We start from the raw sequence: 21030 nt of genomic DNA on the forward strand, positions 1-21030 counted from the left end.
ATCTGCTTTTTAATTTACCAAATGTGCTGACGTTGAGGTTACCGGGTCTACTTTCACCTTGCGGGATGCCCGTAGCGGAATGGCTGCTGTTAACAGGATCACCGTGGCGATACCAGCTACCAGCGTAGCACTCTTCCCGGAAAAGAAACACAGTCCGAATAACAGCAATGCAATAAATGAAAGCGAAAAAGCGATTACTTTCAGGCCGAATTTGTTTTGCTTTCTTATCTCCAGTTCTTCTTTCTCATCTATTTCACGAACGGTTTCCCTGCGTTGTGTTCTCAGTGCTTTGAGCTGTATATATTCGTTGCTGGTGAGTCCTTTATAATAAGCGTATGCTTCGTACAGCGCCAGCATTACAAAGGGCAACCCTACTCCCAGCAGCATTTCGTTGGCGCGGCTTAAACCGGTGCCATATACCAGTGGAAGGATGATCTTAAATACAAGATTGGTAGCCAGGCTGATGCCGGTGATATATAGTGTAGCCTTTCCCGTTAGCCGCTTCGAAAACAGCGCCCATATAGGCGGCGCCAGCAACGGGCCACCGGTTACAGCGCCTATGCTCAGCGTAAATTCAACGATGCCGCCGATATAAGGCACAATTAAGGCGATGCATATCATACCAAGTCCGAAGAACCAGGAGGATATGCGGGCAACACTCATCAGTTTTTTATCAGATGCTTTTGGGTTGATGGAACCTTTGTAGATGTCATTCGTAAAAACGGCCGACACCACATTCAGTGCGGTATTGGCAGATGCAGACGTAGAAAAGTACATGCCCGTGAGAATGAGCCCCATGAGGCCCGCCGGCAATACATGCTGGCACATCATCAGGTAGGCATTTTCTGTTTCCAGTCCCTGCAAACCGGGGTTGATACTCTTATACAACATGGGCGGCAGCATCCATAGTACGGGGCTGATGATATACAGTCCTGCGAAAAGATACGCCACCTTGGATGCGGACCTGGGAACATCCACGCTGGTATAGCGTTGCACAAAGGTCCAGTTGCCGCCGATATAAAAAACGTGGTACAATGCGAAGGCCAGGATAAAGCCCCAGGTATATTCCCCATTCACTACGCTGAAAAAACCTTCGGGTGAAAAGTGCAGGAAGTGCTGCACACCACCGGCGGCATCAAAGGCCAGGGGGATAATAATCAATATAGCCGCCGTGAGGATTACAAACTGCAATATATCTGTTACCATTACTGCCCATAGTCCGCCAACGGCGGTATAAGCAATCATGAACAGGCCCAGCACCACGGTAGACGGCATCAGTGGCAGCCCCAGTGAAGCGCTTACCAGCCTGGCCACGGAATACAGCACAGAACCTTTGATCAGTAAAGACACCACCATAAAGATGTAGATATAAATCTTCTGTACATCTACTCCCAGGCGTTCCCGGATAAACTCCGCCGCGGTAAGATTGCCGGTGGCCTTCCACCGGGGCGCCAGGTACAGCCCTGTTACGAGTCCGCCGATACACATGGTCCATTGTATGGTAATGGCTACCCATCCGTATTTATAGGCGATAGATCCCCATGCCACGAAGGTGCCTGCGGAAAAGAAGCTCATGAAAAGTGAGAGCCCCCCAATGAACCAGGGCACTGATTCACCTGCGGCAAAAAACGACTTGAGGTTTCTTCCTGTCCTGGAAAAGGAAAAACCTACCAGCATAATAAATAAGGAAAATACAATAATGACTGACGTATCGATTACAGTGTTCATCAAATGTTTCCGTTTAACCCCGCTTTTCAGCTATGGGGTGATAGTTAAAGTAAGTTCTTTTGTTATTCTCTTTTCTCCATTATAACGTACCGCGGATGCATCAAATACTACTTTGTAAGTACCCGGTTTAGTGTAAACGTATTTATACGAAGGCAGTACGGTACTGATATTTTTCAGTGCAACACCCGCGTCCGGCTTAATATAAAAAGGATCCAGCCCTTTGGTGATCACCCAGTCTTCGTTATCATCCACATTCTTATCACCGCCAAACATCAACAGCTGCGCGGTGGTAACCGTCCACACGGATGCCGGGTTTTTAAAATCGAATGCTTTCCATCCTCCGCTGGATAGTACCGCCACCGGCGATACTACGCCATCTGCTGAAATATTGTTCGCTTCAAAGGTCCGGACTACCCAGCGGTTTTGTCCCAGTGTTTTTTTATAGTCCGTGTATTTAAAAGCAACGTAAATGCGGGCGGCTGTATTTTTCGGGTCCGCAAAATCTTTCAGGCTGATAGTCCCTGACGGGGTATTGTCCTGCCCGGTGGAAAAAACGGCGCGGTCAGAAATATCTGTCCAGGTAGCGGCCCTTACACTGGTGGTATCGGCTACACCGGAATAGTTGTTAGACACCAACAACTGCAGATTTTTATAGATCAGCCCGAACTGCACCCATGTCTTGAAATTTATCTGCAGATCATTTTCTGCGGTGGTACGGTCTCTGAATGCATAGTTGTGGCCGGGTTCGCCGGAATAGAAAGTAATATTATCCGGGTTGCCGGTAAAGTTAAAGGTAACGGTATCTCCTGCTTTATAAGTAAGTGAAGAAGTAGTTATTTCCAGCGACGGTGTGACTACTTTCTCCTTTGCACAGGAGATAAATATAATAACAATGATCAACAGGTATAATGAATTTCGCATATTAAGTACTTTTTAGCGCGGCGTTACCAACCCTTGTTCTGTTCTGCCAGGTGATTAATGGTGGTTTCTGTAGTAGGAATAGGCAGCAGCAAGTTCCTGGCTGTTGTATTCTTTGCCGCGTTCCCTGAATATTTCCATGCGGAGGGCGCCGTTGCTGCTACTTCAGCCGCCAGCGATTGCATTTTAGACAGGAATAATCCCCAGCGGATCAGGTCGTGCTTACGTGCCCCTTCAAAGCTAAGTTCCCGCGCCCGTTCATCCTGCAGTGCTTCGAGGAATGCGTCTTTCCCTAAACCGGCGGGCAGGTCAACGGTGGCATCCGGCGTTGCCGGAGCTTTGCCGTAGCCCCTTCTTCTTACCATGTTAATGGCTTCATAAGCTGCTGCTACCGGCCCGTTCACCGCATTTTCCGCTTCGGCCTTCATCAGCAGCACGTCCGCATAACGGATCACCGGGAAGTTGGTAGAATTGTACGACCTGTTCTTAGGTGTCTGCGTTTCATATTCACGGCGCCATTTGCCGGCGGTGCGTTCATAAATCTGCGTAGTGGTATAAGCCACTTTGGTAACAACGCCATTCACGAGGGAATATTTGTACGGTGCGATGCTCCAGTCCCTCCGCTTGTCGGCGGCGTCATACAGGTTGAACAGCCTCGCGCTGGGATGTACGGGTCCGTTTGAATAACCGACGTTATCATCCGGTGATTCCACGCCGTTTTCAATACCTATGCCGCCTGCCAGCTGGGTGGATCCCTGCTGGTTGCCATACATGCCTATTTCCCAGAGGCATTCTTTCGGCTCGTTAATATCTTTGGAGTGATTGATAAAGATGGCGCTGTAATCAGGATTCAGGGAGTGTTTACCGGAGGCGATCACTTTGTCCACATAAGTTAATGCGTCGGCATATTTTGATACATCTTTCAGCGGCTCCCCGGCCATTGTGAGGTACACCTTTGCCAGTATGGCCTGCACGGTGGTGGTGGTTACCCTTTCATTATTGGTGTAGGTGCTGATATCGTTCACCAGCGGCTCCGCAGCTTTCATATCGTTGAGGATCGCTGCATACACATCCGCCACGGAAGAGCGGGGCAGCGCGACTTCTACAGGTGATTTGGTAGACGACAATTTCAGGGGCACGCCGCCGAAATTATCTACCAGGATAAAATAATAGTAAGCTCTCAGGAAAAGCGCCTGCCCTTTAATAGCCGCCCGCTTTTTTTCATCCATCTTTGGCTTGTCTACATTTTCGAGTAACAGGTTGGCGCGGTCGATGCCCTGGTAGGCAACTTCCCAGAGTTTGCCTACATCCAGCTGACCAGCGTCAAAATCCATCACCTTTAAATTATTCACGGTAATATTCTTGTAGAAAAAATCATCGCTGATGGCCAGGAAGCTGTATAGTCCGCGTGAGTACATTCTTCCGAAATTATCTATCAGCCTGTTGTATACGCCGTTCAGGGCTCTTTCGAGATCAGCCTCTGTGTTAAAATAATTTTCCGGTGTTACAAAATCTTCCGGCTTTGTATCCAGGAATTTGTTGCAGGCGCTGAAGGTGCTGCCGGCCAGGATGCACAGCAGGAAGAGCTTTGTTATTTTTCTAACGGGAGATAATCTGATGTTGTTTGCTTTCATAATCACAGCTTTTTAGTTTCGTTAAAAGGTCACATCCAGTCCGAAAGTGATGGTTCTTGCCTTCGGATACGCGGACCAGTCGAAGCCCGGTGTTAAAGCCGATTGCCTTACAGAAACTTCAGGATCCAGTCCTGAGTAATTGGTCCAGGTAATAAGATTTTGTGCGGAAGCATACACCCGCAGCGCTTTTATCCTGGCCTGTTTCAGCAGCGGCGCCGGTAAATTATAACCCAGTGCCACCGTTTTGAGACGCAGATAAGAGCCATCTTCAATGGTGCGGGACGAATATACCAGTGGTCCCTGTCCGCCTACTTTATACAATTTGTTGTTTTGATTTTCCGGTGTCCAGCGATCGGCGTAGCTGGCGAACATATTCAGGAAAGACCTGGTGACGTCGCCGTTTTCAAATTCTATGCGGTTGGCATTCAGGATATCGTTGCCATAGCTCCACTGGAAAAATACGTTCAGGTCGAAGTTCTTGTACGTAAAATTATTAGAGATCCCACCGGTATGTATGGGATTAGGATTACCGATGATGGTGAGATCGTTGTTATCTACCTGTCCGTCGCCGTTGATATCTTTAAACTTAATGTATCCCGGTTGGATGCTGCTTCTTGGATTACCATTATTCGGCACTTTATCTTTCAGCACATAAGTACCGTTGGATTGATCAAAGTCGCTGTACTGGTAGACGCCATCAAAAATAAATCCATAAAACGATGCGATCGGATGTCCCGGTATAGCGATATACGGATAAGCGTTATTAAAATTACCCCAGGTGATGCGGGAAGCGTAACTGGGTTCGCCTTCGTTCAGCTGTATTACTTTATTGCGGTTGAATGAAATGTTGAAACTGGTAGACCAGGTGAATTTTTTATGTTGCACGTTCATGCTGTTCACAGAAAATTCCAATCCTTCGTTAGACACTTTACCGATATTCCGGATACCGCTCAGGTAACCCAAAGAGGGCGCCAGCGTTGCATTTAACAACAGGTCTTTTGTATTCTTCTTATAATAATCGGCGGTAAACGTGATCCTGTTTTTCAGGAATCCCAGGTCTATCCCGATATCTGTTTGCGCGGTAGTTTCCCATTTCAGCTTAGGATATCCCAGGTTGCTGGGAATAGTACCCTGCGCAGGCGAGTTACCAAAGCTGTAACCAGAGTAAGGGAACAGCTGCAGGGAAGTGAGATAGGCAAAGTCGCCCACCCGGTTATTCCCGGTGGTACCGAATCCTGCCCGTATTTTGGCATCCGACAGGAAAGATAAATTTTTCATGAAAGATTCTTCGATGATCCTCCACGCCACGGCGCCGGAAGGGAAATAGGCCCAACGGTTGTTAACAGGAAACTTGGAAGAGCCATCAGCACGGAACGACAGTGTAAGCAGGTAGCGTGATTTATAGCCGTAGTTAACGCGGCCGAGGAAAGACATCAACGCATTAGATGATTTTGCCGTGGGCGCGGTATTGATAGTCCCTTCGTCCAGGCCGCTCATACCCAGCGATTCGTTTGGCACCTGGCTGGCGGAGAAACCATAACTGTAGTAGGCCGACTTCTGCATGGTGAAACCACCCAGTACATTCAGGTTATGATCTTTGTTGATCACCCGGGCATAGGTGAGTGTGTTTTCATTGAGCCAGTTGGTTCTTTCGAGGTTGCTTACCGAGCCATTGATGCCCAGTACGCTGCTCTTTGGATTTCCGAGGCGGGTATTGGAATTATTGAATATTTCTTTCCGTTGCGCTTCTTTGGTTATACCACCGGCTACTCTTAATGTAAAATATTTTGCAGGTTGGTATTCCACATACGCGTTGGTGATAAGGGTGTTATTGAACAGTGGGTTATATTCATTCCTGGTAGAAATGATCGGGTTCATGCGGTATTCATTCAGCGGGTCCACATCCGGATCAAAGGGTTGATCGATGAGGGAGGCGTCGCTGGCGGAATCACCGGTTACCGGCCGGTAGCCCCAAACGCTGTACATCAGGCTGGAGGTTGGACCGTTGGGTGTTGGCGAAGCTACAGCGCCATATGTTTTGGTAGCTGTATAGTTAACGTTGATGCCGGCTTTCACTTTATCATTCAGCCGCTGATCTACCACTGCCCTTCCCTGGTACCGTTTAAAGCCGCTGTTGATGATGATACCGTTCTGGTCCAGCAGTGAGCCGGAAAGGGAGTAGGTTGTTTTATCGTTACCACCTCTCAGGGAGAGGCTGTGATTTTGCATAAATGCTTTTCTGAAGATTTGATCCTGCCAGTCGATTCCCTTTACGTTCTTATAGTCGTCGAGTGTTTTATCTTCGCCGAGGTAGATGGGCGTGTAAAAAGCTGAATTTTGTTCCAGTTGGTATTTCACAAATTCGTAGGGGCTCATCATCTCCTGTTTCTTGATATTTTCCTGTAAGCCCATCCAGGTTTGATAGGTAACGGTTGGTGCGCCGGCTTTACCTTTTTTGGTGGTGATGAGGATAACGCCATTGGCGCCCCTGGCGCCGTAGATAGCCGTCGCGGAGGCATCCTTCAGTACTTCGATGGAGGCTATTTCTTCAGGATTGAAAATGTTGTTGGACGGATTTTCCATCGGGAATCCGTCTACCACGTACAGCGGGGAGTTTTCCTGTGTTACGGAGTTGTTGCCGCGGATAACGATGTTCAAAGAGGATCCGGGCTGACCATCGCTGGCAGACACCTGTACCCCTGCCACCCGGCCTCCCAGGGCTTCTTCGAAGGAAGGTACCGGTGCTTTTGCCAGGTCGGCTATTTTAAATTCTCCTACTGATCCGGTGACATCCTTTCTTTTTACAGTTCCATAACCGATTACTACCACATCGTTCAAACCCTTTATGGAAGGTTCCAGCACGATGTTATATACACTTCTTCCGCTGGTTAGTTTTACTTCCCTGCTCAGAAATCCTACATAGCTGAATACGAGTGTGGTACCGGGTGCATTACTGGCGGAGATGTGATAGATCCCATCTTCATTAGTGATGGCGGAGGTTTTGTCATTTTTCACGCGGACCGTTACCCCTACCAGGCCGGTGCCTGCGGCTTCTGTAACTTTTCCGGTAACTGATATTTTATCGGCAGGCCCCGTGGCAGGCTGCTGTGCTGCTACATCCGTAGCAGGGAAGATGATAAATAGCAGGAGCAATAAATACCCTGCTGATAAGAACCCATTTTTATGCATACCCCCAAACGTGTTTTAGATTTTAATCTGTTTAATTCATTTTTATTTTATCGAGTGCCGGTTCAATCGCCGGGCGCAGGAATTTACTCCATGTAATCGTGTAACAGGTGTAATGCGGATGATTGGCATAAGGCGACAGGTACAGGCACGGTTGGTGCAAAAGAGGTTGAGCGCAACAGTTCTTTCATATCGTGAGAATTTATGTGTCCAAAGATTATAACTAACTGTTACCCGATGGTAAAAAAAATGATGATTTTGCCATTGGGAACATTCCCATAAATTGGGAATGTTCCCATTTTTGATATAATTATGTTTCTTTACAAGAAAAAAACCTGATGAAGCGACACCAGATCACCATTGTTGACATTGCGAAGGAGCTTAATCTTTCTAAATCAACCGTATCGCGGGCTTTAACAGGGCACCCCAGCGTGAACGCAGTAACAAGGCAGGCCGTGCTGGACCTGGCGGAAAAACTCGACTACCAGCGTAACATGCTGGCGATCAGCCTGGTTACCCGGAAAACAAATACTATCGGCATCATCGTTCCGGAATTTACCAGTTCTTACTTCCCGAATATTACCATCGGCGCGCAGGAAGTGGCCAGCAAAGCCGGCTATAATACCGTCATTTGTCAATCCAACGAAACGTATGAAACGGAAGTAGCCAACACCAAAGTGATGCTGGCCAACCAGGTAGATGGTGTATTGGTATCGATCACTAAAGAAACAAAGAACTTTGATCATTTAAAGATATTCCAGCGTAAGGGGATTCCCATCGTATTTTTCAACCGGGTATGTGATGAAATGGATGTGCCCAAAGTAATTGTTGATGATTATGACGGCGCATTCCGTGCGGTGAATCATTTGATTGAAAGAGGCAAGAGAAGGATCGCACATTTATCCGGCCCGCCTTCTCTCAAAATAAGTGAAAAAAGACTGAACGGCTATAAGGCTGCTTTAAGAAAAAACAATATTGAACTGGATGAAGACCTGGTAATTCCGTATGACCTGAACCTCGATAAGGTGCATATTTATGTGAATCATCTTTTAAACCTTCCTCATCCGCCGGACGCGATTTTTGCGATCAGCGATCCTACTGCCATTGAGATTATACAGGTGGTGAAGAAAAGAGGTTTGCGGGTACCGGAAGATATTGCGGTGGTGGGATTCAGTAACGACTTTGCATCGGGGCTTATTCATCCTTCTTTAACCACGGTATCGCAGCCGGTAAAGGAAATTGGCGGCACTGCCGCACAGCTGCTCATAGACCAGATCAGCCGCGATGTATCGGAATGGAAGAGTATTATCAGGGTGTTGAAAACGGAACTGATTGTGCGGGAATCCAGTTAAGATTTCCTTATATCCCCGCCGTCGCCGCTTTCATTTTCGCCAGGCCGGTTTTCGCTACCAGCAAAGCATCCTGCTGATAATAATTGTTGTTAAAAACCTCCAGTGAAATAATCACCGGTTTCCCGGGGTGCTTAATATGTTGCAGCATCTGCTTCAGCGGTGCAATGCCATCTCCCGGGTAAATACGATCCGGCTCAGAAATTTTATCCGGCGTGATCCCCGCCGGGTAGTCGTTTATATGGAAAATATCCACGGCATCCTTACCCACAAACGCCATGCTGTCGGGGTTTGAGCCACCTTTGAAAATATGGAAGGTATCCATCAGCACACGGGCATCTTTATGGCCGCTTTCTGTGATCACATACAGCACCTGGCTTATTTTTTTCAGATTCGGAGATCCGCCCCACATTTCGAGGATGGGCATTACACCAGTGTTCTTTCCCATTTCAAGGATAGTAAGATATCTTTCCGTTACCACGTTCAGGTCAATTAACGGTGCATTGCTGCTGTTAGCGCCCATTGGCGGCGCCGCTATCCGCTTACAGCCAATTTGCGCCAGCTGCTCCATTTCCCGCTGCAGCTGTTCCAGCCCAGCTTTGCGGGTGGCTTCATCATCCACAATCCATTTGGCAAATCCAATCGCATTCTCTACTTCAATGCCTAAATCATGAATGATCCTTCTGGCTTCCGTTACCGAGCCCCCTTGCTGCAGATACCCCTGAAAAGTATCTATCCATATCTCCACCGAGCTAAACCCTGCTTTGGACGCCGTTTCCAGCTCTTTGATAAATCCTAATTTCTGCCCCCGGATGGTACTCATGTTCAGTGAATACTTAAAAGCAGGCGAAGGCTTTTCAACAGGCGCCTTTGCTGATGCCGGTAATTTTAGCAATGCAGCGCCGGCTGATAAGGTGAACGCTTTTAAGGCTGTTCTGCGATTAAAGGAAAGGTCAGTCATTGTGTCCGAAGCTTTTAGCATAGCGTTAAAATATACATTAGATATCGTAAATGCAACCTGCCGTGAAATTATGAATAAATGACAAAAGCCGTCACATTAATAATGCAACGGCTTCTCCCAATTCCAAATGCTGCCTTTAATCAGGCATCATGTATTTCTTTCTGTAGATAACAATCTCTTCTTCCATTTCCGGCTTTTCAAAGCCGGCTTTTATCAATAATTGCTGCGAAGGCAGGTTATCCTGATGCGTACGGGCAATCACCTTCTCAACTTCCGCTACTGAAACGCCTTACATAGTATCAGTTCATGATCAGGTCCAGGTAATGCCGGCCATCATACGCGATGTTGATCGTTTTGGAGAACCAGCCCACACCGCCTTTCATGGTACCCTTGAAGGAAATATGCACAGAGTCCTCCAGGTTAATGCCCGTTTGACCCAGTTTATTAAAATCCGGTTTCACTGTCACGGGGATAGTGAACAACGCATTTGCCGGCACATTTATCAGGGTATCGATGTGCACATGCCCCAACAGGAACGTATCCAGCATCAGGTCCAGGTCGCCGCCTTTAAACGTGAATCCGAAACTGTTAGGGTTATAGTAGATCCCTTCTATTTTCAATGCCGCCTGCTGTGGCGTGATATTGAAAACCCTGACAGCCAGTTTTTTTGGAAGCCGTGGTTCAGGCGTTTTAAATGCCGTACACCCGGAGAAAAATATCGCGGCAGCAATTGCCAGCAACAGTGGTAATTTTTTGATGATCATATTCTTGTTATTGCACCAGTTTATCCAATTCTTTTTCCAGCTGGTCTTTTTTATAAAAGTCCAGTGATTGGGCAATCTTTCCGTCTTTTCCCACTATCACCACATGCGGTATGGAGGTGATATTAAAATGCTGTTGCACACCTATGCCTGCTTTAAAGCCGCCTTCCGTAAGGCCCTGCAGCCACTCCATTTTAGTTTCGTTCACAGCGGTCAGCCATTTGGCTTTGTCGTCATCAACAGACACCGCGACAAATACGACCCCCTTCTCTTTAAACTTGTTATAATGATTACGCATTTGTGGAATGTAAGCGCGGCAGGGAGCGCACCAGGATGCCCAGAAATCGAGTACCACTACTTTTCCTGCCATGTCTTTGATGGAAAACGCATGACCATCAGGATCTGTCAGTTTTAATTCCGGCAATGCTGCGCCGGCGCCGGTGCGTTTAAATGATTCAATCTTTGCCAGCAATGCTTTTCCATGCCAGGTACTTCTGCCGGCGGGAGCCAGGAGCGCATACCCTTGCTCCGCTTTATCAGCTGTGGATGCGTTTCTCAGAGCAAGCCAGGCGGAGAGTTCCAGTTCCGGGTTATCTTTCACATATTCCATTTGCGGCTTACTATACTGCTGATACGCATAAAACTGGTCGTTCATCCGGCCGCCTTTAAAAGAACTGCCGGTCAGTGAGTCCAGGCTGGATTCAACTGTATAGGTAGTGTTTTCCAGGAATAGCTGCACTGTTTTTGTGCTCACTTTAAGCTGTATCAATTCGGGATGATCCAGCTTACCGGAAAAAGTAAACTCTCCGTTGATGATACGTACTCTTGGTGGCAGCACTGCCGGCTTCCCGGCTTCATCCACATGTTCAAGAATGGCCACGTATCCGCTGATGATGCCCGTTACTTTTCCTTTGATTACAAACCCTTCTTCTGCCAGGCTGTATAAAGGCAGCAGCAGGAAGATGATTATTTTAATGACAGGACGCATAAAGTTGATATCTTTTTTATGTAAACAAAAAAGGGCAACAGCACAGCGGTAGTGTGCCGTTGCCCTGGCGGAAGTTATGCTGAGGTATTACCGCAAACAACCTATTTGATTGTTTCCATTAATTTTTTATCCAATGCCTCGCCATAGAGATCCCTGGCAATAATTTTTCCATCTGGTCCGATCAATACGTTGGAAGGAATATAGCCGGCGCCATAAGCCGCTGCGGCGGTGTCGCCCCAACCTTTGAGACTGGAGAGATTGAGCCAGTTCAGTTCATGTTTTTCCATGGCTTTTACCCAGGCTTCTTTTTTGGAATCCAGTGAGATGCCCACCATCACGAAGTTCTTATCTTTGAATTTGTCATTCGCCGCTTTCAGGTAAGGGATCTGTGGTTTGCAGGGACCGCACCAGCTGGCCCAGAAATCCACCAGTACATACTTACCTTTAAAATCTCCCAGCGACACCACTTTGCCGTTTACATCGGGGATACTGAAAGCTGGCGCAGCGTCGCCGATCTTCACCTGGCCAGGTTTACCGGGTACTTCTCCTTCTTCATTCATCTTTAAAGAGAGGGGAGATGGATCTACTTTACCTGGATTTTTCCAGCGTTGCAGTATCCTGGAAGCTTTTGCATGTTCACCAAGACCATCATAAAGCGCCTCCATTTCTTTCGTATTCTTACTAAAATATACCGTGATAATATAACCGGTAACGCCCGAATTCGGATGGGCCAGTACCCACTTCCGGAGTGCATCCTTCTGTCGCTGTTCCACTTCGGCGCCCTGTTTATTGTATGCGTCCGCAGCATCTTCATCTCCTATTTCAATCGCTTTGCGGTGTTTCTGTTCCAGCTCCGCAAACAGCTTACCATCGCCTTTCTCCGGGGAAGTCATTTCCATTACTTCCTGCCATTCCTTTACCCAGGAATCGCCGGAAAAAGTGGCGTCGTTAAAATATCCGCCTTTTCCTTTGATGTTCATTTTCCCTTTCTCCAGGTACACCAATGCGCCTCCCAGTTCCGGATTACTGCCTATCTGCATAATATATACGCTTCCTCCTTTGGCTATCGGCATCGTTAGCCTGAACTGGTGATTCTTAATGACGGCGGTGGCGGTATCACCGGAATAGGGCTCGTACAGGTTCACTAAGGTATCATTCGGGGATTTATCCAGTTTGGCCGTAATGATGGCCACATTCTCCTGCGCATACGCAGCAAAGCTTCCCATGCAAAAAGTGAATGCAAACAGTTTTCTCATCATGATTAAGTGCGTTTAAGTATTAGGCAATCATTACCGCAAAACGGGTGAAGCCTGTTGTTAATTAATTATCATTTTTTCGGCGAGGCCGGGTTAGTCAGCATATCTTCCAGCACCGATACTGTTTCCGCGAGGTATATATCTTTCCCCAGTTTCTCCAGCCATTCTTTGTAAGAGGCAGTATTAACGGCATCATTCTTTTGCATGGCCGGATTGATGTTCCGCAGCATCGATGGCAGTACGGTCAGCACTTCCTTCCCTTTCAGTTCTTTGGCTTGTTGTATATTCTTCTCACAGCCGGATGTTTGCTTATAAACTGCGCCGAACGACGACAGTTCAAGTGGTGTGGGTTGCTCCTGCAATGCTTTTAACTGGCGGATGTTGGCAGTGATAGCGGCAAAGGAAGGGTGCTGCTGAACCCGCAAGCGGGCCTGCTGCACTACTTTCTGATAATCGAAACCAAAGGTAAGCCGCTGATAAGGTGGCAGTCCAACGGTATCGCATACGAGGGCAGACGAGAAGTCCTTTTCCATAACGGATTGTAAACTCATTCTATCCTGCAGTACAATATCGGGGATCACGCCCTGCAACTGTGTGGATGATCCGTTAATGCGGTAGAATTTCTCCGTAGTAACCCGCATGGTGCCATAGTTTACATCGGCAATACCTTTCGCAGCATCACCCATTTTACCGATGTTGATATTCACCTGTGCAGTGCCTTTTCCAAAAGAAGAGGAAGTGCCTACAATAAGCCCCCTGCCACGATCCTGCATAGCGGCGGCGAATATTTCAGACGCAGAAGCGCTGCCTTCATCCACCAATACAGTAAGCGGCCCATCATACAGTGGTTCCACCATCGGAGAGGAATACATCCGGATACTGTCTTTTCCGCGGAGCCAGGTAATAGGTCCGGAGGGTACAAAGCAATAGCCCATGGTGACTACTTCATCAAGAGAGCCGCCGCCGTTGCCGCGCAGATCCACTACGATGCCATCTACTTCCTGTTCCTTGAGCTTTTCTACTTCCCGGGCTACATCGTTGGCAGAGCCGTTTATTTTGGTACCGGAAGGATCCATGTAAAAGAGGGGCAGGAAGATATATCCAAAACGTTTTCCATTCTTTTCAATCACGGCGCTTTTCGCCCTGTTTTCCAGGTCAATTACTTCATCTCTTTTTACGGTCACCGTTCTTTCTTTTTCACCTGGCTGTTGCAAGCGCATGGTAACGGAGGTTCCTTTTTCACCGCGGATCAAGCCGGCTACTTCGTTGGCGGGAAGCCCGTTTACCGGCAGCATCTCTCCTTTGCTGTCGGCAACGGCAATGATATTGTCGTTCTCTTTTACCTGCCCGCTGCGGTAAGCGGTACCACCCGGCAGTAATCTTTTGATATAGTAATCGGATTCTTTTACGCCCAGCTCTATGCCCAGTCCGAAGTAACGTTTATTCAGCTGTTCATTCATGAACCGGTCCTGTGGCGCCGCATAGGTTGTATGCGGATCAATTTCAAACATAGCGGCACTTACATACTGCGCAAATTTGTCTTCCGCTCCGCGTTGCCCGGTCGTCTGACGGAAATAATCGCTGTACCATTTGCGTACTTTTTCCCGGGCTTTAGCTTCCAGTGCCGGGTCCACAGCTGCGAGGTGTTTGGCAGTGTCGCCTTTGGCGGCGCTCATTTCCATATAATGCCGCAGGGTGTAATATTTCAGGAGCTTGCGCCACAGTTCTTCGCGCGTTTGTTTACTGGTGCAGAAGGGAAGATCCTTCCTAAAGGCCATTACGGTTTCTTTCTTTTTCAGATCGAAAGGAGTAGCCAGGATCTGTTGGCAAAGCTGGCTGGCTTCATTAGCGCGTTTTTCATATATCGCGTAAGCGGCATCAAAAAAAGTGGTAGCGCCCGTGTTCAGCTGATCGTCGACCTGCGTTTTATACACCGCCAGGGCAGCCACATCTTCCTGGAGAAACAGGTTACTGTTAGGGTCCAGGGTGTGCAAGAACCGGTTCCATACTGCCTCGGAATAGGCGTCGTCAATCGGCCTTGGATGGTAATGTTTTTTCGTGACCTTATTGATAGCAGCAGTGATAACGGCGCTGTGGTACGACGGCTGCATAGCGTTAGCAGCGGGCGTTTGGGCTTTAACCGTAAACCCGGCAATGGCCAACACGCCTGATAGCAGAAGTTGCGCTCCTTTCAATGTTTTCATACAAAAAATATTAATGCGAAGAATATTAATGGCTCCGTACAGGTTATGGCCTGTTGCCGATCGCCTGGAGATCTACCTGGTACCTGTTGAGAAATGTGCTGACAACAACATCGTATTTCTTTCTTATCAATCCCTTTACATCCACCTGGCTGCGCAGCACTCCCGCTTCCAGTTCATCTTTGGTATGACTGGTAATCAATTGAATAAATGCCAGGAAATCAGTGGCCACATTCAGCTGGTTGTTGTATGGCTCCACGATGCCTTCTTCCAGCAGTTTGGCAGGCAATACCTGTCCGTAGGAAGGCGGCGCCAGGGCTTTGAATGCGTCAGGAACAATAGTGCCGTCTGTCCGAACGACGCGTTCCATATAGCTCCTATGCAGCCAGCCACGCATCTGCTTGCGCTCTGCCGGCGTTTTTTTCGACAGCGTACTATCGGCCCAGCCGATAGCCAGCATACTGCTGGTGGCGGAAAACCCGGTTGCTGAACGGGTATTCCCTGCGCCGATATAGGAGGCGAGTAAAATTTTGTAAGGGATTGTCGTCTTTAAAAAAGCCTCCGGGTATACGTCCAGTAATTCCTCTCTTATATACTGTAACATTGCTGCTATATAAGCGGGATTGGCATTAAAGGCACTATCTGTTTTCTTATCGGAGTAGTTATAAGCATAATCCAGCTGTGTAAATTTATACAGGACAAAAGTGTTGTATTTTTTATACCAGGCTACTATCGTATCATCGTAATCATGATTACCCTGTGGAAGCGTATATAAGGGCTGGACAGGATCCGGTGTTAATGCGGCCTCTTTATTACAGGCTATTCCTACTAACAGCAACATTATCAGGAAATATAATCTCATAAATGATTATTTACAGTTGAAAGAAATTATTCGGGTAAACGCTTACCTGCGAATAAAGGATTTTGTGTCAGTGCCGGGTTCCGTGATAATACATCGGTAGGTATCGGCATTACATACTGCGGGTCGCGCGCCGGCAACCGGAACACCTGCACCGTTACCTGGTTGGGTGTAAAGATGTGTTTGATCGATGGCATGCCGTAGCGTCTCAGGTCAAACCAGCGATGCGCTTCTTCGCGGTATAGTTCCCGGCGGCGTTCTGTTCTGCACATTTGCAGCAATACATCTCCCGGTTTTACGATCCAGGGGGTGAAAGAGGCCCGGTCAATTCTATTGGCGCGCAGGGTATTCAGGCTTACCAGTGCCTGTGCGGCGGCGTTACCATCGCCTGTTTTCCTGTATTTCTGGATGTAGGCTTCTGCACGGTTCAGGTAAGCTTCCGAACTTCTCCACGAATTAGATAATTCGGCGGTAGGCACCAAAGCGGTCGGGACATTCTTCATCTGCGAAAAATCGGGCGTCAGGAATTCTTTCATAAATTCCGGGTTTGTATAAAATCCCGTTTGCTTGCGCAGGTCATTCTCTTCAAAACAGTTCACCAGGTCGTAAGAAATATCATATGCCTCTGAATAAGCGTATGGCAGCTGTTCTTCCCCCTGTCCATAGTTCCAGATACTTTCAACATTAGTCGGTCCTATCAGCATTTTATGATCTACATCGGGCATCCCTCCCCAGGTGTTCAGGTCCATTAACTGCGGGTGATAACGCAGCACTTCGTCGGCATGACTGATCGCTTTGTCCCAGTCTTCCATATAAAGGAAAACCCTGCTGGCCAGCAGATGCGCTGCCACATGGGAAACCCGGTAGTATTCTCGGTTAGCTTTGTATTTATCCAGCAAATAAATACCGCTATCAAGGTCACTCACGATCTGGCTGTACACCTCTTTCACGGTGTTCCTGTGGAGAAAAGCATCCGACAGGTCGGCGGTTTTCCTGATGGGCACACCCGGGCTTTTATCGGGCGTTGTGAGAGAATCATTATATGGTTTTGCATAGATATTCACCAGCATAAAGTGATAAAATGCCCGTAGTGTATAGGCTTCTCCTTTAAACTGGTCTTTGTCGGCCTGCAAGCCGGTTGAATTATCCATATACTGAAGCGCCACATTTACACCCAGCAGCAACTTGTAATAGGTGCTCCAGGTATTGAAATTGATGGCATTACCGGTAGCGGCAGTGGCGGGCTCCATGTCTGGTTGCCACTGAAAGATAGGAGCCGGCAGGAGTGGCGCATTTGAGTGGGCCATGAGCGGTCCTGTATAGCACTGGGTATCGTCATCCAGGAACACCATCCAGGGCTGCAGCAATGTGGAAGCGGTAGGATATCCATCATAATATAATATTTCCCCGAAATCATGAGTAGATTTAGGTATTACATCTGTTGGAGAATATTCCTGCAGGAACTTCTTACAGGACACTAAACACAAGGCGCCTATGATTACAAGCAACGATTTCTTCATGCTGTATTATTGAAATTAGTTACATTAAAAAGTAGCATTCAGGCTGAAAGCATATTGCCGGGTAAGCGGCAATGCACTGGTGCCGATTCCGTCAATTTCAGGATCCTGTCCTTTTAGTTTCCTGTTGGCAACCGTAAAAACATTATTTACGGCGGCGCCAACGCTTAAATTCTTAATCCCGCTTCCCTTCAGCTTAACAGCAGGGATGGTGTAGGTAAGATTCAGGTTGCTGCATCGTACATAGTTGTTACTGACGGTTCTTAAATCGGACATATTATAAGCCTGGAACGGATTTTCAGATATTTCTCCGGCGTTTACATAAGTACGGTTACTGAGCACTTTGTACGGTATAATGAGCCTGTCGTTATTGCCCAGGTGGTCTGTCATTACAGGAATATCCGTATGTAATTCATCCCCTGGTTTGCGCCAGCGATCAAAATAATTTTTGCTGAGATTGGTGAATGGCGCAGGTACCCCGTTCAGGGTGTTAGTCTTCTGAAAGGGGTCATTGAGCCGTTTGCTGCTGCCAATACTCACGTAAAATAACATCACCGCTGAAAAGGATTTGTACCGGAACACCGGCTGAATACTCCCGGTAAAAGAAGGTTGAAGTTGCCCGGAATATACCAGGAAATCATCCGGGTTGGTGGTTTTTTCCTTGAGATCTAAATTCCTGAACATCGGCAAACCGCTGTTATGATTCAGACCATTATAAATATAAGAGTAGAAACCACTCACGGGTTTTCCGCGTAAGTGTCCGCTGCCATTAAAAAAGGAATTGTAATCATTGGGAATAACTTCATCAGATACCCGGTTGCTGTTCCTGCTGGTAGTCAACGTAAAGGAGAGCGATGTGTTCCGCGACCTGATGGCATCTACATTGATCATCGCTTCCCATCCCTGGTTATATAACTCGCTTCCGTTCCTGTACATCACATCCATACCGTATTCGAAAGGAATCTTTATCATATCCAGCACATCTGTTGTTTTCTTCGAGTAATAATCCACATTCACCCGGAGGCGGCTATTGAACATGGCTACCTGGGTGCCCAGATTCCACTGGTGGGTTTTTTCCCAGCGTAACTCGGGGTAAGGCATGGTTTTTATATGCAGGTAAGGTTTACCGGTAATGGGACTTGTTTCTCCCACTACAGGCGAATAGGTGGCTACCAGGTTAGGACCCACTGCGCTCACCACATTTCCCTGCGTGCCATACGAACCTCTCACCTGCCAGTCGCTGATCAGGGAGCTTACAGGAAACCAGTTTTCTGAAGAAGCATTCCAGCGGGCCGCAATACTGTAATTAGGTAAGAACCTGGAGTTGGAATACTGGCCAAACCTGTTGGAGCCATCCGTCCGGATGGTACCGCTCAATACATAGCGGTTCATCATGCTGTAAGCGGCCGTACTGTAATAAGAAACGGAATTGTCGATGGCTTCGTTGATCGTTTCTGAACTATATAATTTCCTGCCCATTACAGTCGGAAAGAATGACTTTCCCCTGTCCGGAAAGTATCCAGGTTCCCTGGATGTAAGGCCATTGGCAGTTTCACTTCTCACCTCGTTACCCAACGTAAAATTAAACTGGTCGCGATCCTTCCGCACACCTGTATTGTAATCTATACTGTTCCTCATTCCGAGCGACATGCTCTTCTGGTTCATCATATAGGCCATACCGCCTGTAGGTAGCGCCGTCAGCATCATCTCCTGCGTAGGCAACACTTCCGGGCTCCATCCGCGTTCAACCGCAATAGCATATGTTTGCTCATCGGCTGCGGTTAACCCATCGGCTCCGCTCACAATAACATTGGAAGAGTGGCGAAAAAACAATCCTTTCGTAATCTTATAATCCAACGATAAATTCAAGCTGGAAGAATGTGTGCTGCTGTTGTTTTCCGAGTGGCTGATTTCATTTTGTATGTTATACACATATGGCGGCCATACTAACTGCACGGGCTCATTCAGCTTCAGGTTACCCGGCGCGCGCACCGGGTAAAAATCGTCCGGACTGTAAATACGGCTCGTTTGCAACGCATAGGTCAACGGGTTTACCGACTGGTAATACCCGGTGGATTTTATATAATTGCTTTGCATCGACAGGTCCAGGTTCAACCGTTTACCAATCTGCGTGCGCACACTTACATTCGCCGAATATGTTTTCTTGCCATCCTCTTTCGCTGCGCCGTTAAAGCCGCCATAGCTCAGGGAAGCGTAATAGGTGGTTTTGCCGGCGCCACCACTCATGCTGAGGGCATGCTGCATGCTCATCTGGTTCCTGAACAACACCTTAAACCAATCCGTATTCCGGGTTTCAATAGTGCCTACTCCTGCCCTGAATTCTGCTTCCGTAATTTGCCTGGCATACAGTTGTCTTAATAATCCTTCATACGAAAAACGTTCTTCGAAACCACTTTCACTTCCGTTAAAGACCACGCCATCTTCTATCAATGATTTTGAGAAAGCCACCCGTTCCTTGGAATTCATCAGGTTCAGCTGGTTGTAGGAAGGACGCGCCTGGAAAGATATATTTGAATTGTAGGTTACTTCCACGGGACCCGCCTTTCCTCTTTTAGTGGTTACCACGATTACGCCGTTAGCCGCTCGGGTACCATAAATAGAAGTAGCGGCGGCATCTCTTAAAAACGTGATGCTTTCAATATCATAGGGGTTCAAACCACTGATGGCGTTTCCCATCAGCTCATAATTGGATTGGGAAGGACCGCTGAGTACATTATTCAACAGTGCGGAGGAGATATTAACGGGGTCGGGGCGTATCATGCCGTCAATCACCCAAAGCGGGGCAGCGTTGCCAATTAAGGTGGAGGTACCGCGGATACGCATAGTAGGCTTTGCGTTCACGCCACCGGAGGTGTTGATTATCATCAGCCCCGGCACTTTGCCCTGCAACATCCGGTCTACAGATGGCTGACCGGGCTGTAAGATATCGGCTGCATTGAGTTTTAATACGGAGCCCGTGGCTAAACGGGGATCTATTTTCTGATACCCGTTCACCACAACTTCCTGGATTTCCCGGGCAATGGTATCCATTTTAAAAGGGATCAGCGGGTCGTCTGACACCTTCACTTTGTACAGCAGCGTTTTCATTCCTACCAGGGAAAGGCTTACCTGTTCCTGTTCCCGGGCTACCAGCATAAACATCCCGTCGGGCTGTGTTACGGTCATTTCTTTTGAGGTAAGCCCTTTGATGCTCACCCCGGCCAGCGGGGAACCCTGGGGGTCGGTTACCCTTCCCCTGAGAATCACCGACTGGCTGGTTGCCTTTTCTACAGGCACCTCCTGTTCGTAGATAATGATCCCGCCCATTTCCACCATAAATTGCAGGCCGGTATTAAGCAGCAGTTTTTTGAGTAACGATTCCAGGGACACCGCATTTACTTTCACGGTAACCGGTGGCTGGCGCCGGATTAGCTCACTGTTATAGGTAAAGCGTATATGCATCTTTGTACGCAGATCCTTCAGCACTTTGCTTAAAGATGATTTATTGGCCTCGTAAGAAATCTTTCTCGATAATATTTCCTGTTGTATACTATCCTGCGCCAACGCTCCATTGCCGGTAAGGAGCAGCAAAAGCAACAACTGGTAAGGTAACCGCATGACATAGCGCCGCGCTTCCTTCCAGGCGAAGGACAAGCCCAATAAATTTCTCAT

At 47.7% G+C, this 21030-nt stretch carries 13 protein-coding genes; 1 reads left to right on the forward strand and 12 read right to left on the reverse strand.

All coding sequences use genetic code 11. The annotated features are described in order from the left end of the window. Positions 1-9: 9 nt before the first annotated feature. From AB6805_RS01535 to AB6805_RS01550, 4 genes are read right to left on the reverse strand one after another with little or no spacing between them, the layout of a single operon-like run. On the reverse strand, positions 10-1728 hold the full coding sequence (locus tag AB6805_RS01535; RefSeq protein WP_370907703.1) for a sodium:solute symporter family protein: 1719 nt from the start codon (positions 1726-1728) through the stop codon (positions 10-12). Between the two features lie 30 nt (positions 1729-1758). Further along, the gene (locus tag AB6805_RS01540; protein WP_370907704.1) at positions 1759-2649 is read right to left on the reverse strand and encodes a DUF5017 domain-containing protein; all 891 of its coding nucleotides are present in this window, start codon (positions 2647-2649) and stop codon (positions 1759-1761) included. 23 nt (positions 2650-2672) lie between these two features. Next, positions 2673-4280: a RagB/SusD family nutrient uptake outer membrane protein gene (locus tag AB6805_RS01545; protein ID WP_370907705.1), complete on the reverse strand. Its 1608-nt coding sequence runs from the start codon at positions 4278-4280 to the stop codon at positions 2673-2675. Positions 4281-4301: 21 nt separating this feature from the next. Beyond that, positions 4302-7469 (reverse strand): SusC/RagA family TonB-linked outer membrane protein, encoded by a 3168-nt coding sequence (locus AB6805_RS01550; protein WP_370907706.1) that lies wholly within the window; start codon positions 7467-7469, stop codon positions 4302-4304. 335 nt (positions 7470-7804) lie between these two features. On the opposite strand from AB6805_RS01550, the gene AB6805_RS01555 reads away from it, so the two are divergent. Next, a complete protein-coding gene (locus AB6805_RS01555) occupies positions 7805-8818 on the forward strand; it encodes a LacI family DNA-binding transcriptional regulator (RefSeq protein WP_370907707.1) in 1014 nt (337 codons plus the stop codon). 7 nt (positions 8819-8825) lie between these two features. On the opposite strand, the gene AB6805_RS01560 is transcribed toward AB6805_RS01555, so the two are convergent. The 8 genes from AB6805_RS01560 to AB6805_RS01595 all read right to left on the reverse strand — a co-directional run bounded on the left by AB6805_RS01560 (position 8826) and on the right by AB6805_RS01595 (position 21030). Next, a complete protein-coding gene (locus tag AB6805_RS01560; RefSeq protein ID WP_370907708.1) occupies positions 8826-9776 on the reverse strand; it encodes a sugar phosphate isomerase/epimerase family protein in 951 nt (316 codons plus the stop codon). A 299-nt stretch (positions 9777-10075) separates the two neighbouring features. Next, positions 10076-10540: an LEA type 2 family protein gene (locus AB6805_RS01565; protein WP_370907709.1), complete on the reverse strand. Its 465-nt coding sequence runs from the start codon at positions 10538-10540 to the stop codon at positions 10076-10078. Between the two features lie 7 nt (positions 10541-10547). Beyond that, positions 10548-11525: a thioredoxin-like domain-containing protein gene (locus tag AB6805_RS01570; protein ID WP_370907710.1), complete on the reverse strand. Its 978-nt coding sequence runs from the start codon at positions 11523-11525 to the stop codon at positions 10548-10550. Between the two features lie 101 nt (positions 11526-11626). Next, a complete protein-coding gene (locus tag AB6805_RS01575; RefSeq protein WP_370907711.1) occupies positions 11627-12784 on the reverse strand; it encodes a redoxin family protein in 1158 nt (385 codons plus the stop codon). 68 nt (positions 12785-12852) lie between these two features. Then, positions 12853-14985: a carboxy terminal-processing peptidase gene (locus tag AB6805_RS01580; protein WP_370907712.1), complete on the reverse strand. Its 2133-nt coding sequence runs from the start codon at positions 14983-14985 to the stop codon at positions 12853-12855. A gap of 43 nt (positions 14986-15028) precedes the next feature. Further along, positions 15029-15844 (reverse strand): hypothetical protein, encoded by an 816-nt coding sequence (locus AB6805_RS01585; RefSeq protein WP_370907713.1) that lies wholly within the window; start codon positions 15842-15844, stop codon positions 15029-15031. 26 nt (positions 15845-15870) lie between these two features. Further along, positions 15871-17361, reverse strand: coding sequence for a RagB/SusD family nutrient uptake outer membrane protein (locus AB6805_RS01590; RefSeq protein WP_370907714.1), 1491 nt, complete (start codon positions 17359-17361; stop codon positions 15871-15873). Positions 17362-17385: 24 nt separating this feature from the next. Continuing rightward, entirely contained in the window at positions 17386-21030 is a 3645-nt protein-coding gene (locus AB6805_RS01595; protein ID WP_370907715.1) for a SusC/RagA family TonB-linked outer membrane protein, read from the reverse strand.

Origin of the sequence: Chitinophaga sp. RCC_12, assembly GCF_041360695.1 — a bacterium.
Classification (GTDB): domain Bacteria; phylum Bacteroidota; class Bacteroidia; order Chitinophagales; family Chitinophagaceae; genus Chitinophaga.

What these genes read in the sequence shown, in the direction of transcription:
- AB6805_RS01535 (WP_370907703.1), bottom strand. Translation starts at nt 1,728, where the DNA reads ATGAACACTGTAATCGATACGTCAGTCATTATTGTATTTTCCTTATTT.
- AB6805_RS01540 (WP_370907704.1), bottom strand. Translation starts at nt 2,649, where the DNA reads ATGCGAAATTCATTATACCTGTTGATCATTGTTATTATATTTATCTCC.
- AB6805_RS01545 (WP_370907705.1), bottom strand. Translation starts at nt 4,280, where the DNA reads ATGAAAGCAAACAACATCAGATTATCTCCCGTTAGAAAAATAACAAAG.
- AB6805_RS01550 (WP_370907706.1), bottom strand. Translation starts at nt 7,469, where the DNA reads ATGCATAAAAATGGGTTCTTATCAGCAGGGTATTTATTGCTCCTGCTA.
- AB6805_RS01555 (WP_370907707.1), top strand. Translation starts at nt 7,805, where the DNA reads ATGAAGCGACACCAGATCACCATTGTTGACATTGCGAAGGAGCTTAAT.
- AB6805_RS01560 (WP_370907708.1), bottom strand. Translation starts at nt 9,776, where the DNA reads ATGACTGACCTTTCCTTTAATCGCAGAACAGCCTTAAAAGCGTTCACC.
- AB6805_RS01565 (WP_370907709.1), bottom strand. Translation starts at nt 10,540, where the DNA reads ATGATCATCAAAAAATTACCACTGTTGCTGGCAATTGCTGCCGCGATA.
- AB6805_RS01570 (WP_370907710.1), bottom strand. Translation starts at nt 11,525, where the DNA reads ATGCGTCCTGTCATTAAAATAATCATCTTCCTGCTGCTGCCTTTATAC.
- AB6805_RS01575 (WP_370907711.1), bottom strand. Translation starts at nt 12,784, where the DNA reads ATGATGAGAAAACTGTTTGCATTCACTTTTTGCATGGGAAGCTTTGCT.
- AB6805_RS01580 (WP_370907712.1), bottom strand. Translation starts at nt 14,985, where the DNA reads ATGAAAACATTGAAAGGAGCGCAACTTCTGCTATCAGGCGTGTTGGCC.
- AB6805_RS01585 (WP_370907713.1), bottom strand. Translation starts at nt 15,844, where the DNA reads ATGAGATTATATTTCCTGATAATGTTGCTGTTAGTAGGAATAGCCTGT.
- AB6805_RS01590 (WP_370907714.1), bottom strand. Translation starts at nt 17,361, where the DNA reads ATGAAGAAATCGTTGCTTGTAATCATAGGCGCCTTGTGTTTAGTGTCC.
- AB6805_RS01595 (WP_370907715.1), bottom strand. Translation starts at nt 21,030, where the DNA reads ATGAGAAATTTATTGGGCTTGTCCTTCGCCTGGAAGGAAGCGCGGCGC.